General features: G+C 46.5%; 12 protein-coding genes, 5 tRNA genes and 1 pseudogene. 15 read left to right on the top strand and 3 right to left on the bottom strand.

All coding sequences use genetic code 11. The annotated features are described in order from the left end of the window. Positions 1–98 precede the first annotated feature (98 nt). Positions 99–1,242 (top strand): annotated as a pseudogene (locus tag L5L91_RS10160) (PLP-dependent cysteine synthase family protein). Positions 1,243–1,340: 98 nt separating this feature from the next. Here L5L91_RS10160 and queE read toward each other — a convergent pair. Further along, positions 1,341–2,009, bottom strand: a complete 669-nt coding sequence (queE, locus tag L5L91_RS10155) for a 7-carboxy-7-deazaguanine synthase QueE (RefSeq protein WP_168825223.1) — start codon at positions 2,007–2,009, stop codon at positions 1,341–1,343. Positions 2,010–2,180: 171 nt separating this feature from the next. On the opposite strand from queE, the gene queC reads away from it, so the two are divergent. Beyond that, positions 2,181–2,903 (top strand): 7-cyano-7-deazaguanine synthase QueC, encoded by a 723-nt coding sequence (queC, locus tag L5L91_RS10150; RefSeq protein ID WP_113939679.1) that lies wholly within the window; start codon positions 2,181–2,183, stop codon positions 2,901–2,903. Further along, entirely contained in the window at positions 2,900–3,496 is a 597-nt protein-coding gene (rrtA, locus tag L5L91_RS10145) for a rhombosortase (RefSeq protein WP_263185585.1), read from the top strand. Before queC ends, rrtA begins: the two co-directional genes overlap by 4 nt. 76 nt (positions 3,497–3,572) lie before the next feature. Here the strand turns inward: rrtA and uvrB are convergent, their stop codons facing one another. Beyond that, positions 3,573–5,579 carry an excinuclease ABC subunit UvrB gene (uvrB, locus tag L5L91_RS10140; protein WP_263236375.1) on the bottom strand — a complete coding sequence of 669 codons (2,007 nt, stop codon included), beginning with the start codon at positions 5,577–5,579 and terminating at the stop codon, positions 3,573–3,575. A gap of 305 nt (positions 5,580–5,884) precedes the next feature. Then, positions 5,885–6,037 (bottom strand): hypothetical protein, encoded by a 153-nt coding sequence (locus L5L91_RS10135; protein WP_158497640.1) that lies wholly within the window; start codon positions 6,035–6,037, stop codon positions 5,885–5,887. Positions 6,038–6,646: 609 nt separating this feature from the next. Here L5L91_RS10135 and L5L91_RS10130 point away from each other — a divergent pair. The 12 genes from L5L91_RS10130 (at position 6,647) to L5L91_RS10075 (ending at position 15,687) form a co-directional block, all read left to right on the top strand. After that, positions 6,647–6,722: transfer RNA gene (locus tag L5L91_RS10130), tRNA-Asn, on the top strand. Between the two features lie 57 nt (positions 6,723–6,779). Beyond that, positions 6,780–6,855: transfer RNA gene (locus L5L91_RS10125), tRNA-Asn, on the top strand. A 32-nt stretch (positions 6,856–6,887) separates the two neighbouring features. Further along, positions 6,888–6,963 (top strand) — tRNA-Asn (locus tag L5L91_RS10120). Between the two features lie 43 nt (positions 6,964–7,006). Next, positions 7,007–7,082: transfer RNA gene (locus L5L91_RS10115), tRNA-Asn, on the top strand. A 50-nt stretch (positions 7,083–7,132) separates the two neighbouring features. Next, positions 7,133–7,208 (top strand) — tRNA-Asn (locus L5L91_RS10110). 210 nt (positions 7,209–7,418) lie between these two features. Beyond that, on the top strand, positions 7,419–9,323 hold the full coding sequence (locus L5L91_RS10105) for a GGDEF domain-containing protein (protein ID WP_263236372.1): 1,905 nt from the start codon (positions 7,419–7,421) through the stop codon (positions 9,321–9,323). Positions 9,324–9,448: 125 nt separating this feature from the next. Next, entirely contained in the window at positions 9,449–10,027 is a 579-nt protein-coding gene (gene rsxA, locus L5L91_RS10100) for an electron transport complex subunit RsxA (RefSeq protein WP_006081543.1), read from the top strand. Position 10,028: 1 nt separating this feature from the next. Continuing rightward, complete coding sequence (gene rsxB / locus L5L91_RS10095; RefSeq protein WP_063884360.1) at positions 10,029–10,628, top strand: electron transport complex subunit RsxB; 600 nt, start codon at positions 10,029–10,031, stop codon at positions 10,626–10,628. After that, on the top strand, positions 10,622–13,207 hold the full coding sequence (gene rsxC / locus L5L91_RS10090; RefSeq protein WP_263236369.1) for an electron transport complex subunit RsxC: 2,586 nt from the start codon (positions 10,622–10,624) through the stop codon (positions 13,205–13,207). The genes rsxB and rsxC overlap by 7 nt, the downstream gene beginning before the upstream one ends. Positions 13,208–13,233: 26 nt before the next feature. Then, a complete protein-coding gene (gene rsxD / locus L5L91_RS10085; RefSeq protein WP_263203801.1) occupies positions 13,234–14,283 on the top strand; it encodes an electron transport complex subunit RsxD in 1,050 nt (349 codons plus the stop codon). Between the two features lie 74 nt (positions 14,284–14,357). Beyond that, the gene (rsxG, locus tag L5L91_RS10080) at positions 14,358–14,996 is read left to right on the top strand and encodes an electron transport complex subunit RsxG (RefSeq protein WP_105252444.1); all 639 of its coding nucleotides are present in this window, start codon (positions 14,358–14,360) and stop codon (positions 14,994–14,996) included. Next, on the top strand, positions 14,989–15,687 hold the full coding sequence (locus tag L5L91_RS10075) for an electron transport complex subunit E (RefSeq protein ID WP_006081538.1): 699 nt from the start codon (positions 14,989–14,991) through the stop codon (positions 15,685–15,687). Before rsxG ends, L5L91_RS10075 begins: the two co-directional genes overlap by 8 nt. Positions 15,688–15,858: the final 171 nt, after the last annotated feature.

Raw genomic sequence — 15,858 nt, 5'->3', positions numbered from 1 at the left:
TGTTTTTGATTTCAATTACGTCGTGCTCTACTTTAAGCGAATGACTTCAAGCTCATCCAATAAAACCGCTTTGCCCGTCCCTGTGATATGCTCTGTAAATGATCCCTTTCGATGTGACTACTATGATTTCTAACACGATTCAACCACCAGTGGATTCTCACAGCGCTCACAGACTCTGCCCAACATGGGAAGCCCACGCAATAGGCAAGATTGAAGCGGATTTTCAGCGTAGCGCCGATACCCACTTGATTAAGCTTGAATTACCTATGCTCGATGGCATAGATATTTATCTTAAAGATGAAAGTACCCACCCGACAGGGAGTTTGAAGCATCGCCTCGCCCGCTCACTCTTCCTCTATGCCCTGTGTAACGGCTGGATTAAGCAAGGCACGCCAATTATCGAATCCTCATCGGGCAGTACGGCGATTTCTGAAGCCTACTTTGCCCGCTTACTCGGTTTACCTTTTATTGCCGTGATGCCCAAAAGCACAGCTAAAAAGAAGATTGAGCAGATCACTTTCTATGGCGGCCAATGTCATTTTGTCGATCATTCCAGTGAGATTTACGCAGAATCGGCGCGCCTTGCCGCAGAGCTCGGCGGCCATTATATGGATCAATTCACCTACGCCGAGCGTGCAACCGACTGGCGCGGTAATAACAATATCGCTAACTCGATTTTCAATCAGATGGAGCGCGAGCCACACACTATCCCGCGGTGGATAGTGATGAGCCCAGGCACTGGCGGCACATCGGCGACCATAGGCCGCTACATTCGCTATCAGAGGTTGGCAACACAACTTTGCGTAGTCGACCCGCAAAACTCCGTTTTTTTTGATTTCTATCAGAGCGGCGATGCCAGCTTAACCTGTTGCAATGGCAGTAAGATTGAAGGCATAGGTCGACCGAGTCGAGCCATCGTTTATTCCTAGAGTTGTCGATACTATGCTGCAAATTCCCGACGCCGCATCGGTGGCGACGATTCATTGGTTAGAACAATTAATTGGCCGCAAAACCGGCGCATCCACAGGAACCAACCTGTACGGCGCATTGCAACTTGCCGTACAAATGCAAGCGCGTGGAGAGCAAGGCTCAATAGTGACCCTCATTTGTGACTCGGGTGAGCGTTACCTTGATACTTATTACGATACAGATTGGATTGCAGCTAACATCGGCGATATTGCGCCCTATCAGCGCCAACTTGCAGCATTTAATCATTTCGGCCAGTTAAGTGAGCTTGATTAAGCAACTGTATTAAGTCGTTAGGTTTAGAATCCACAAAACATCCACCATAAAAAACGCCCCACAACTGTGAGGCGTTTTTTATGCTTTGCAGATTAGCATTAATCAATATTCAAATACTTATGGGTCTGGATCGATAAGCGCCAATTACGGGCGATACACACTTTCATCGCCAGTTCTGTCGCTCTAGGCTTTTGACTAATCGGCTGCAGGCAAATCGTTTTCGCTGAAATATCGATGTCTTGCAGTAATTCATCAAGTTCATCGATGTGATTTTCAGTAGCGATAGGATGCTTAATCTCATTGGCACGGTTCAGCGCCTGTGCTAATACCTGATAGCCCCCTTTCATGTTCACCTTGGGTGATACTGTCACCCAAGTGTCATCGGCACAGTTGATTTCGAAGGTGCCACTGGTTTCGATTTGAGTCGCAAAGCCTTGACTGTGCAAGGTCTCGGTTAATTCGCGTAAATCGTACATACAAGGCTCACCGCCGGTGATCACGATATGCCGCGCAGTAAAACCTTTAGCGTGAAAAGCAGCGATAAGACTTTGCGCCGTATGATCAGCCCAGCGACCAATGGTGCCGTCCACGGTAATCACTTGCTCTGGCGACACCTTATTGGCTTCAAGCACATCCCATGTCTGTTTCGTATCGCACCAAGCACATCCCACAGGACAACCTTGTAGGCGGACAAATATAGCAGGCACTCCGGTAAAAACACCTTCACCTTGAATGGTTTCAAATACTTCGTTGACAGGGTAATTCATACTGACGTTCCACTTTTCTGGGGCGGCATTTATAGTGGATTTTAGCTTGAGCTGCAAGTCTTTGCGCCGAGAAAGCCTATTTCGACCCTATAGTCAGAGTTTGCAAGCCCTATGGCCTGAGTTACACTAACGCCCTATTTATACCTGTTCTACGGTGAAGTGAAATCCTTTATGTCAACGAGCTTAGTGTCAAAAACAGTGGTGTCCAAAGCAGTGGTGGTATTCAGTGGCGGACAAGACTCAACAACCTGTCTTATTCAAGCCCTAACCCAGTACGATGAAGTACATGGGATCACTTTTGACTACGGTCAACGTCACCGCGAAGAAATTGAAGTTGCCAAATCCTTAGCAAAACGCCTGAAGATCACCAGCCATAAAGTCATGGATGTCACCTTACTTAATGAGTTAGCTATTTCAGCCCTCACCCGTGATGCAATACCCGTTTCACACGAGTTGATGGAAAATGGCTTACCCAATACCTTCGTGCCCGGCCGTAATATTTTATTTTTAACGCTTGCAGGTATTTATGCCTATCAATTAGGGGCGCAAGCGATTATCACAGGCGTGTGTGAAACCGATTTTTCAGGCTACCCTGATTGTCGTAACGATTTTGTCAAAGCGATGGAATCCGCCTTGGTTCAAGGCATGGATAAACAACTAAAAATCATCACGCCTTTAATGTGGCTCAATAAGGCACAAACCTGGGCACTGGCGGATAAATATCAGCAACTTGATCTGGTTCGCCACCATACTCTCACTTGTTATAACGGCGTGATTGGCGATGGCTGTGGTGATTGCCCTGCCTGTCATCTTCGCAAACGTGGATTAGATGACTATCTACAGAATAAAGCAGCGGTCATGGCTGAGCTTGACGCCAGCGAGCCAAAAGCATGACACGCAGTCCCTATTGGGTCGCGCTGATGGTGAGTCTGATCTGTGCGGGTTTGTATGCCGCAGGCTTAGCAAGCCCCGATGTCGATAACTTACTCGCCTATCGCCGCAGTGCAATTAGTGAGGGTGAATGGTGGCGATTAATCAGTGGAAATTTACTGCACACGAATCAATGGCATCTATTGATGAACCTTGCAGGGCTGTGGGTGGTGCTATTTTTGCACCATTTTCATTATCATCTCAAAGGCTTAAGTGCACTATTTTTCGTGTTATGTTTACTTGAAGGTATAGGCTTGTATTTAGGCTATCCGCAATTGCTCGGTTATGTCGGCTTAAGCGGTATGTTGCATGGTTTGTTCGCCTACGGCGCAGTGCAGGATATTGTCCGTAAGCTGCGCTCAGGCTATCTGCTGCTCGTTGGCGTTATCATCAAGGTCGGTTACGAACAGCTTTATGGTGCCAGCAGTGATGTCACCGCCATGATAGGTGCGCGCGTGGCAACCGAGGCGCATTTGGTCGGCTTAATCTGCGGGCTGATTTGCGCTTTAGCAGTGTTTATCAAGCTAAAAATGAGCCAATCAAAAGTCCCTGCTTAATCCAAGTCAAGATATTAAAAAGCCGTCGCAGCATGATTGCTGGACGGCTTTTTTAATGCTAAGCGCAAGAATAAATCTAGGCTTTGATCAACAGGTCCCGCAGGTGCTTGACTTCATCACGCATTGCCGCCGCTTGTTCAAACTCTAAGTTGCGCGCATGTTCATGCATCTTCTTCTCAAGCTGATCAATTTGATGGCTTAACTCTGCCGCATCGGCTTTATGATAATGGGACTTAGGCTCAGCCACTTTGCCATACACAGCTTTACTGTCGCGGCCATCATCCACATCCATCACATCGGTGATCCGTTTAACGACGCCCTTAGGCGTGATACCGTGTTTTAAGTTGTGCGCCCGCTGACGTTCACGACGTCGGTCAGTTTCACCTATCGCTTTCTCCATCGAATTGGTGATGCGATCGGCATAGAGGATCACTTTACCATTGACGTTACGCGCCGCGCGGCCAATCGTTTGGATGAGCGAGCGTTCAGAGCGCAAGAAGCCCTCTTTATCGGCATCTAAAATACACACCAATGACACTTCAGGCATATCTAAGCCTTCGCGCAATAAGTTGATCCCAACCAACACATCAAACTTACCTAAACGCAGATCGCGGATGATCTCAACCCGTTCGACAGTGTCAATGTCCGAATGCAGATAACGCACTTTTACGCCATGTTCGTCGAGGTATTCGGTCAAATCCTCCGACATACGCTTAGTGAGCGTCGTCACTAACACCCGCTCATTGACGGCCACTCGCTTGGCGATTTCAGACAATAAATCGTCCACTTGGGTCCCAACAGGGCGCACTTCTAATTCAGGATCGAGTAATCCCGTTGGCCGCACGACCTGCTCAGCAATCTCGCCTTCGCTCTTTTCCAGCTCGTAGGCACTCGGTGTTGCCGACACATAGATAGTTTGCGGCATCAATTGCTCAAACTCTTCAAACTTGAGCGGTCGGTTATCCAAGGCGGACGGTAAGCGGAAACCGTATTCCACAAGTGTGGTTTTACGGGAACGGTCACCTTTGTACATAGCGCCGATTTGCGGCACTGTCACATGGGATTCATCGATAATTAATAAGCCGTCGGCAGGCAAGTAGTCGAGTAAGGTTGGTGGTCCTTCCCCCGGTGCGCGGCCAGACAAATAGCGCGAGTAGTTTTCGATGCCAGAGCAATAACCCAACTCCACCATCATTTCCACATCGTATTGCACCCGCTCATGGATACGCTGGGCTTCAATTAACTTGTTGTTATTGAGTAGATATTGTTTACGCTCGCGTAGTTCTTCTTTAATAAACTCAGTGGCGGCGATGATTTTTTCCCGCGGCGTGACATAGTGTGTTTTAGGGTAAACCGTCGTACGGGCGATACGTTTAATAATATGGCCCGTTAACGGGTCAAACTCACTTAAACGTTCAATCTCATCGTCGAACAACTCGACTCGAATGGCATTACGCTCAGAATCGGCGGGGAAAATATCAATCACTTCACCGCGCACACGATAAGTACCACGTTGTAGCTCAATATCATTGCGCTTGTACTGCAATTCACTGAGACGAATTAAGATGTCACGCTGCCCCATCACATCGCCTTGGCGTAGATGCAGCAACATTTTTAAATAGGAATCGGGATCGCCCAAGCCATAAATAGCCGACACCGAAGCAATCAGCACCACATCTTTACGTTCTAACAGCGCCTTAGTGGCGGATAAGCGCATCTGCTCAATGTGAGCATTAACCGAAGCGTCCTTTTCGATAAAGGTATTTGACGCAGGTACATAGGCTTCGGGCTGATAGTAATCGTAGTAAGAAACGAAATACTCGACCGCATTATGGGGAAAGAACTCTTTCATCTCGCCATAAAGCTGCGCCGCCAAGGTTTTATTAGGCGCCATGATAATCGTGGGCCGGCCTAACTTTTGGATCACATTGGCAATTGTGAAGGTTTTACCTGAGCCCGTCACTCCGAGTAAAGTTTGGCAGGCCAGACCCGCTTCGAGTCCATCGACTAATTTGGCAATCGCTGTAGGTTGGTCGCCTGCGGGGGCGAATTGCGATTCAAGCTGAAAAACAGATTCTGACACGCGCACATATCCTTTTAGTGAGTCGCCCCATTCTAATCAAGTCACCGACTAAGCTCCACAGTTATCCTTCCTGTCGTCATATCAATACGATCTAAAACCGCAAGATGACAATTTAAAGGAAGAAACATGAAACTTTTAAACTAAGGCGTTTTCAGCGTTTTTTGCTCACAAAACACCCGCAAACTAAGCAAAAATGCCAATTTAATACACAAGAAATCAATTTCGTTCGATTACAAAATTGCAACCTTGTTTTCACCCTCAACAAAAACCACTTGCTTTTAGTATGCATTTGATAATGTTTAAATTTATTTTTGAACCCCAAAATAGTGCATTTTAAGTCCGCCGCCCATACCCCAAGGCTTTGGCGGCCATTTTTCAGGACAACTCACAGGGTTATCCACAGATTTTGTTGATAAGTCGAAATAACCTAGAAACCACGCGGGATTGGAGGCTGTCATGTGTCTTAACAACCGTCTCTCGGCATTTAGTAATTTAATTACATTTGATAAATGTTGCTACTTGTATCAATTTCACTAACTGTAATTAACGCGCGCAGTGGTAGCGCATCTGGTGCCACAACGGATAGTGAAGTGCATCACTTAATTTGAAAAACAGCTCACGCTAATTCGATAAAGCCTCAATTAACACCTCCATCAACAACAGCAAACTTGTTAAAACAGAAAAACAGACTTTAACAGCGAAAAGATAACCCACGTTTTCTATCGGTATAAAGAACTGAGTAAATTCACATTACCCCACCTGAAATCCTTTTTGAGCGGTTTGAGTCTTAAGTACTCGACCAAGTACCAAAAACAGTGTCGATTATTTAGCGAATGATTTCAATTTCATAGAATCACCGCTTAAAAACGATGGACTCAATTATGGCTATATTGTGAATTGTTAAGTGGTTTTTCACGAAAAATGTCGAATTCTGCACCACGATGCACATTAGATGAGCACTTAACAGCATAATTACACTTTTTTTAGTAACTCGAGTTGACTCATCCAACAGAGCGTTTTACTATGCGCTCCGTTCTCAACGAGTCGCTACGATTGTGTGAAACGATTCCCCTGTAGTTCAGTCGGTAGAACGGCGGACTGTTAATCCGTATGTCACTGGTTCAAGTCCAGTCAGGGGAGCCACTTTAAGCACATGATAAAAATGAGTTAGAACAAGCAGTAAGATAAGTTGTAAACAATTCCCCTGTAGTTCAGTCGGTAGAACGGCGGACTGTTAATCCGTATGTCACTGGTTCAAGTCCAGTCAGGGGAGCCAATTACATTATCAAGCTGAAGCATTAAAATGATTCCCCTGTAGTTCAGTCGGTAGAACGGCGGACTGTTAATCCGTATGTCACTGGTTCAAGTCCAGTCAGGGGAGCCAATTTAAGCAAGCTAAAAAGTCGATAGTAATATCGCATCTCGATTCCCCTGTAGTTCAGTCGGTAGAACGGCGGACTGTTAATCCGTATGTCACTGGTTCAAGTCCAGTCAGGGGAGCCATTTAAAAAGTGTTATTTCTGTAAAGTCGATAGCAATATCGCACCCTCTACTCCCCTGTAGTTCAGTCGGTAGAACGGCGGACTGTTAATCCGTATGTCACTGGTTCAAGTCCAGTCAGGGGAGCCAATTATTCTTCGTTTTGTTCCCGTGTCTTTGCCTCTTCTGGCTTCTAGTTACCCTATTCTTTTCCGTTTTGTTTTTAAGCAAATGCAGTTACACTGTTATCAGCTTATTAATAAAAATTTATGAGTGTCATCACACAGATAGCTGCAGTTAAGTATTCTTGACTTAAACTTATCCTGTTTGAGCTCACCCAAAAAAATAGAGCGGATTTTTATGGCCATGTCAAAATCATATCCAATTTTTTTACTGCTTATTTTCTTAGGTCTTTTTGCTTGGGTTTATCAAAGCGAAAATAGCCAATTACAAATCCAACAACAGCAAGAACTGGATAGCTTTAAAACCAGTTTAACCCGCTACCAACAATGGCAAGGTGATGGCGCCGAACTCTTCAAAAAGCTTTCTGAAAATTACCCATTCCAATTTTTCCAATATATTGATGATACAGATGGCCAACTGAGTTATACCGAAGGTCGTTTAGACAGCCAACATCCTCATCCTTTAGCCCGTTTATTTTCTATTGAGCTCAGTCATACACAAAAATTGGCAACCGGTCGTTTACAAGTCAAACTCAGTGCAAACCAAGCGATTGAAACTTCGATTAGTCATACTCAAAAGCTCGGTGTCATGTTACTGGTGGCTTACCTTATCTTGCTGTTAGTGTTTATTCTGTTAATGTCAAAACATAGGGCGGCGATACGTTATGCTGCTGATTATATTTCAAAAATACCTGAGTTAGGGTTTTCTGCTGTCGCATCATCAAAACTCACAGGTGAGCTCAACCCCATTGGAATATCCCTTGAAGAGTGTCGTCTTCAACTTAAAGCCCAAATCGATAAACTCAATCAAGAGAATGAAAAGCTGCATAAAGCGGCCTATCAAGACACAGTGACGGGTTTTGGTAGTCGCCAACGCTTTACCCAAAAATTAGAAACCATAAGCAATCCCGATATTCCTCAATTGGGGCTGATGGCAATGGTTAAGGCCACAGAGCTTGCGCAAATCAATCAAAAACAAGGGCGAACTGCGGGGGATGATTATCTTTCAAGGGTGGCAAATTGTATCCGCAAAGCCTGTAGCAAGTATTCAGATGCAGAATGTTTCAGGGTATCGAGCGCTGATTTTGCCATCTTTATTCCTGATGTCATGCTGAAGGATGCGCCAAAATTTTTAGATCAATTAAAAATTTATCTCGATGAATATTTGCAGATGACAAAAGCGGAATCTGTTGCCCATATCGGTTTAGTTCCCTATCACCAAGGTACCGATGCGGTTAATTTGCTGACGATTGCGGATACCGCAGTCAGCATAGCGCAGACCCTTGGACCTAATAGTTATCATATCCAAGAAAAACTCAATGGTGACGAGCAGTTTGGTGATGATCGCTGGAAAATGGCGATCAATGATTTAGTCACTCGCCAAGCATTAAAATTCTACCAACAGCCAATTCAGCCCTGCCGAACTGATGTAGAGGTTTACCGTGAGTTGTTAGCGCGCTTTTACAATAGCGAAGGTAAGTTTTTACCGACCACCACAGTGATCGCTATGGCCGAACGTCACGGTATGAGTTCTGAATTAGATAAACTGGTGGTGATCAGTGCATTAAGAATGCTTAAGGAAAACCCGACCATTTCGGGTAACTTTGGCATCAATATCAGCGCATTTTCTGCGCATCAAGATATGTTTCTCGCTTGGCTAAAGGACATTTTAGGCAAGCAAAAATACATCGCTTCACGCTTAGTATTTGAGATCAATGAGTCCGGTATGCAGTCTAACTTAGGGGCAAGCTATAAGTTCGTTCGCGAAATACATAGCGTTGGATCGCGGGTGTCGATAGAGCGTTTTGGCATGAGCTTTACGTCCTTCAAATTTTTCAGTGAAGTGCGTCCAGACTACATAAAGCTTGATGGCAGCTACACATCGAATATCGATGAAGACAGCAATAATAAGTTCTTCGTCCGTATGATGGTGGATGTTGCAAGACGGATAGGCATTCGGGTTATTGCGACCAGCGTCGAACGCCAAGAAGAAAAACTCACCCTCGAAAAACTCTTAGTTGATGGATTGCAAGGCTATTACATAGCACAGCCCCAAGCCATGGCGATTACAGATCAAATTTAATACTTTAACGGGTTAATTCGTCGCCAAAATTTACAGTAAAGATGGTTAACCCTGCATTCTATATGTTGTTTATGCAAACGGAAAAGTCGATAATACGGCCAAGATCCGTTTAGAAAAGTATTGAGATGACTGAATATCTCCTCTTGTTGATCAGTACAGTACTGGTCAACAATTTCGTTTTAGTGAAATTCTTAGGCTTGTGTCCTTTCATGGGGGTCTCCAGTAAACTGGAGTCCGCTATTGGCATGTCTATGGCGACCACTTTTGTGCTGACGTTAGCCTCTATTCTCAGTTACCTCGTCAACCAGTATCTATTATTACCCTTTGATCTGAGCTACCTGCGAACCATGAGCTTCATTTTAGTGATTGCGGTTGTGGTGCAATTTACTGAAATGGTGGTGCAAAAAACCAGTGCTGCACTGCATCGCGCTTTAGGGATTTACCTGCCGCTGATCACAACTAACTGTGCTGTGTTGGGTGTTGCCCTATTGAACGTTAACGAGAAGCACGATTTTATCCAATCGGCTATCTATGGCTTTGGTGCTGCGTTAGGCTTCTCATTAGTGTTAATTCTCTTCTCGGCGATGCGCGAACGTTTAGCTGCCGCAGATGTCCCCTTACCTTTCAAAGGCGGCGCCATAGCGATGATCACCGCAGGTCTTATGTCCCTCGCCTTTATGGGATTCACAGGATTGGTTAAGTAAGATGTCCGGAATTTTAATTGCAGTCATATTGTTGACCCTATTGGCATTAGTCTTTGGACTATTACTCGGTTTTGCCGCCGTTAAATTTAAGGTTGAAGGCAATCCGATTGTTGATGAACTCGAAGCGATTCTGCCACAAACCCAATGTGGTCAATGTGGTTACCCTGGCTGTCGCCCTTATGCTGAAGCGATTGCCAACGGCGATAAAGTCAACAAATGCCCTCCCGGCGGCACTGCCACCATGGAAAAACTGGCGACCCTGATGGGCGTCGAGCCAGAGCCGCTGAATGCCGAAGCACAATCTCAAGTAAAAAAGGTCGCCTACATACGTGAAGACGAATGTATTGGCTGCACTAAGTGTATTCAAGCCTGCCCCGTGGATGCGATTATCGGTGCAGGTAAGCTTATGCATACTGTGTTGACGACCGATTGCACGGGTTGCGATCTCTGTGTTGAGCCTTGTCCCGTCGATTGTATTGATATGATCCCAGTCACCCAGAATCTTAAAAATTGGAACTGGCGCTTAAATGCCATCCCAGTGACTCTCATTCAAGAGATTCAGAACCAAGACCCACAGTTAGAAGAGGAAAAGCGGTGTTAACTTTATTAGATCAATTAGATAAAGGAACCCTTTGGCGCTCACCCGGTGGTATACATCCACCCGAAGTCAAATTCCTCTCGAACGCGACGCCGATTAGCCAACTGCCCTTAGCCGCTACGTACTTAGTGCCCATTCCTCAAGTCGGTGAAAACTGCACACTTGCGGTAAACATCGGCGATAGCGTATTAAAAGGCACACCGTTAACTCAAGGTACCTCCATTTGGCATTTACCTGTGCATGCGCCGACATCAGGCACTATCGTTGCCATTGAGCCAAGGGCCAGTAACCATGCTTCAGCATTACCGGTTAATACCTGCGTTATTCAGGCCGATGGCAAAGACACTTGGTGTGAGCTGGTGCAAAATGAGCTTGATGACTTAAACCATCAACAGATGATCGATAAGATCCGTGCTGCTGGCATTGCAGGCATGGGCGGCGCGGCGTTTCCAACTCATATTAAGCTTAATCCGGTCAGTGAAATTGATTTAGTCATCATCAACGGCGTCGAGTGCGAACCTTATATCAGCGCCGATGACAGATTAATGCGCGAATACAGCCAAGATATCCTCGCCGGTATTGGCATTATTCATCGGCTATTAACGCCAAAACGCATTGTTATCGCCATTGAAGATAATAAGCCAGAAGCGGCAAAAGCCATGCAAGCTGCAGTCGTGCAATGTGGGCTCCCAGCGGACAGCATTCGGGTAACGGTCATTCCGACAAAATACCCTTCTGGTGGTGAAAAGCAGTTAATTCAAATCATTACTGGCCGCGAAGTGCCCTCAGGCGCGATTCCCGCCAAACTCGGTATCGTCGTGCATAACGTCGGCACTGCCTTTGCGATTCATCAAGCGGTTACTCAAGGTAAACCGCTGATTGAGCGCGTTGTGACTGTGACGGGCAAAAATGTCGGCAAACCGGGGAACTACTGGTTACCGATAGGCACACCTGTTGAGCATGTGCTAGCTGCGACTGAGTTCACGCCTGAGCCTGAACAAAAGGTGATTATTGGCGGGCCTATGATGGGCCATGCATTGGCGAATATCCAAGTGCCTATTTTAAAAGGTACTAACTGTATTCTGGTGCCAAGCAGCCAAGAAATAGGAACTACGCCAGAAGAAAAAGCCTGTATCCGCTGCGGCGAATGCGCCAATGCCTGCCCTGCACTCTTATTGCCACAGCAACTCTTTTGGCACGCCAAGGCCGAAGAATATGACAAAGCAGCCAGTTACAATCTAAAGGATTGTATTGAATGCGGTTGTTGTAGTTACGTCTGCCCGAGTGATATTCCCTTAGTCGAGTATTACCGCATTGCCAAATCTGCACTTAAACAAGCCGCCGATGAAAAGCAGCAAGCGGAGCGCGCTAAACAGCGTTTCGATGCCCGTTTAGCGCGTCTTGAAGAAGAAAAACTTGCCCGTGAAGCTAAGGCCAAAGAAGCCGCAGAGCGCCGACAAGCGACTATGACTGGCACGGATAAAAATGCCGTCGCTGAAGCCATGGCACGGATCGCCGCGAAAAAAGCCGCAGCGGCACAATCAGCAACTGAAGAGTTGTCGACTGAAGAATCATTGAATCATCAATCAAACGTAATAAGCACTGATACGACAGACGCGCCCAAAGGTAAAGCTGCCGTTGCCGCAGCCATCGCCCGCGCTAAAGCGAAGAAAGCCGCCCAAGTGAATGCCAATGGTGCTGATACAAACGATGTGGTGAATGTTACTGCAAGTGATGAATCCTTCTTAGCAACAGATGCAATCGCGCAAGAAGCGCCATTATCTCAGAAGGACAAAGTCGCCGCGGCCATTGCTCGCGCCAAAGCTAAAAAGGCGGCTCAGCAAGCCGATACCGCGCCGCTTGAAACGACTGAAACGGCTGACAGCACACCAGAAGCCAGCGCTGCCGATGATAAAAAGGCCAAAGTGGCTGCCGCAGTCGCGCGGGCAAAGGCCAAGAAAGCGGCGCAGCAAGTAGAAACCGCCGCTAGTGATATTGAAGTTAGCAATACTGAAATTATCGTTAGTGACGTTAATGATTCAGAAGCGATTAAGAAAGCCAAAGTAGCCGCCGCGGTTGCCCGTGCTAAAGCGAAAAAAGCCGCGCAGCAAGTTGAGACAAATGCTGACAATGATTTAACTCAGACCGCGACTCCAGCAGTTGATTCCGCAGCTAGCGTTCAAGCAGATGTGAATGATGATACAGAAGCCGCCGCTACTGACGTTAACGACGCTGAAGCGATTAAAAAGGCCAAAGTGGCCGCCGCTGTTGCTCGTGCTAAAGCGAAGAAAATAGCTGCGGCATCAGCAGCTGAGTCTAAAACTGAGTCTGAAATAGAGTCCGTTGACGACATTCAAACTAAAGCTAACGTGGCATCGCCGTCGATAGCAGCACTTGACGCCGTCGCAGCTAAACCCGAAGCCGTTTTACCATCCGCAGAACCCATTGAAACGGCAGCCTTATCAGGCGATGAGCTTAAAAAAGCACGGATTGCTGCGACCATCGCCAAGGCGAAAGCCAAAAAAGCGGCACTCGCTCAACAAACCGAAGCTTCGAGCGATTCAAATGTTGCTAATGATTAAGAACAGAATGATAAAAAGGGAACACAATGGCGTTTAAAATAGCCTCATCACCCCATGTCACACGTAATTTGCATACCTCAACTGTGATGCAAAGGGTGATTTTATGTTTACTGCCGGGCCTTGTGGTGCAATGCGCCTTTTTTGGCTGGGGCACGCTCGTGCAAGTCCTGCTGGCGATCCTTGTTGCCTTAAGCTGTGAGGCCGCGGTGATGAAACTTCGCAATCGTGATATCAAAGCCAGCCTTAGCGATAACAGCGCCATGCTGACCGCAATCTTGATTGGTGTCGCCATTCCTCCCCTAGCACCTTGGTGGATGATAGTGATGGGCACCGCCTTTGCGATCGTTATCGTTAAGCACCTTTACGGCGGTTTAGGCCATAACCTGTTTAACCCTGCAATGGCGGCGTATGTATTGCTGTTAATCTCATTCCCAGTGCAAATGACCACTTGGATAGCACCGAGTACCGTTGCGCTGCATTCGCCTAGCCTAGCTGAGAGCTTGCAACTTATCTTCAACATTGGCGCCCACGTTAACTTGGAACAGTTTCGTTTAGGAATAGATGGCATCGCAATGGCGACGCCACTCGATACCCTTAAAACCGATTTATCCCTAGGATTAACCACCACTGAAAGCCTGACTAAAGCCATCTTTGATGGCAGCACAGGCGTAGGTTGGTTCTGGGTGAATTTAGCTTATCTGGCTGGCGGTTTAGTGTTACTTAAACTGAAAGCCATTCGTTGGCACATCAGTACTGGCGTGTTATTGGGGCTCTTTGTTGCATCGAGTATCGGTTTCTTACTGTCGCCCGATACCCAAGGCAGTCCCCTATTACATTTGTTTTCTGGCGCGACCATGTTAGCGGCATTTTTTATCGCAACCGATCCCGTCACAGCTGCAACCAGCCCCCGAGGTCGCATTATCTTCGGCGCGTTAATTGGTGTGTTGGTGTACATCATCCGCATTAAAGGCGGTTACCCTGACGCCTTTGCCTTTGCCGTGTTATTGGCTAACCTCTGCGCCCCCTTTATTGACTACTATGTGCGGCCACGCACCTATGGTCATTCAGCTAGCTAAGGCCATTTAGCGGACTACCGTCATGCTACAAGATAATGTCATTCTGCTGGCAACGAGAGCTTAAGGAAAAAGAGTTGAAAAATCCGATGATTAAAAATGGTTTTTTATTGGCACTGTTTGCCTTGATTTGCACGGGTCTCGTCGCCGCGGTCAATCAACAAACCTTTGACAAGATTAAGCAGCAAGAACAACAGGAATTGATGCGAGTATTGCAACAATTAATCCCTGATGAAATACATGATAACGAGCTTACCGCTCAGTGTACCTTGCTATTAAACAAAGAAGCATTAGGCACGGATAGTCCAATGCCGGCCTATATTGCTACCCATGCAGGCAAGCCTGTCGCTATCGCCATGGAAGCCATAGCACCCGATGGCTATAGCGGTAATATCAAATTAATTGTTGGAATTAATATCCAAGGTGAAGTCTTAGGCGTACGTACCTTGTCCCACCAAGAAACCCCTGGGCTGGGTGACAAAATTGAACTACGTAAATCGAATTGGGTCACTCAGTTTGTTGGTAAAGTGCTGGGCTCTGCAGATGATAAGCAATGGTTGGTTAAAAAAGATGGCGGCGATTTTGACCAATTTACAGGGGCAACCATCACCCCGCGCGCTTATGTTAAAGCAGTCAAAAACGCGGTATGGTATTTCAGCACTAACCAAGCACAAATTTTCAGCCAGCCGCTAAATTGTGAGGCCAACCATGACTAATTATCGCGAAATTGCGTGGCAAGGACTGTGGAAAAACAACCCAGGCCTAGTGCAACTGTTAGGTTTATGTCCGCTACTTGCGGTTACTGCAACGATCACTAACGCCCTTGGCCTTGGTCTAGCCACTATGCTGGTGCTGATTGGCTCTAACATTTTGGTGTCACTGGTGCGCGACTATGTGCCCAAAGAAATTCGTATTCCTGTGTTTGTGATGATCATCGCCGCGCTAGTCACCACAGTGCAACTGCTCATTAATGCCTATGCCTACGGCCTATATTTATCCCTTGGGATCTTCCTGCCATTAATTGTGACGAACTGCATCATCATCGGCCGCGCCGAAGCCTTTGCCTCGCGCAATAATGCGTTTAGTGCCGCCTTCGATGGTCTTATGATGGGCCTTGGTTTTACTTTAGTGCTTACAGTGCTGGGCGCAACGCGGGAAATCTTAGGTCAAGGCACACTGTTTGATGGAGCGGATCAACTGCTCGGCCCATGGGCTAAATCGTTAACCATCCACTTATGGCAAGTCGATACCCCATTTCTCCTTGCTATGCTGCCACCCGGCGCATTCATCGTGATGGGATTATTGATTGCATTGAAAAATGTGATTGATAAAAAAGTCAAAGAACGCCAACCTCAAGTCGCCGCAGAGCCGAGTGTTACCCGCGCACGGATCACTAAGGTAGGTTAGGCTTTCAAGTAACGACAGGCATTATGGCGATCAGATATGCCCTAGTGTTAACGCGTTTAATGTGTGCCTAGCACATGATTAGCGGCAAAACTCAAAGCATAAGAAAATCAGCGAACGTGGGTTGTAAACTCATCAATCATCATTAATAAGATAGTGATAATGAACGGTTGA

Source organism: Shewanella sp. SM55, assembly GCF_025654025.1.
Classification (GTDB): Bacteria; Pseudomonadota; Gammaproteobacteria; order Enterobacterales; family Shewanellaceae; genus Shewanella; species Shewanella oncorhynchi.
The sequence above is the reverse complement of the archived record's forward strand: the minus strand, read 5'-3'. Positions and strand labels throughout refer to the sequence as shown.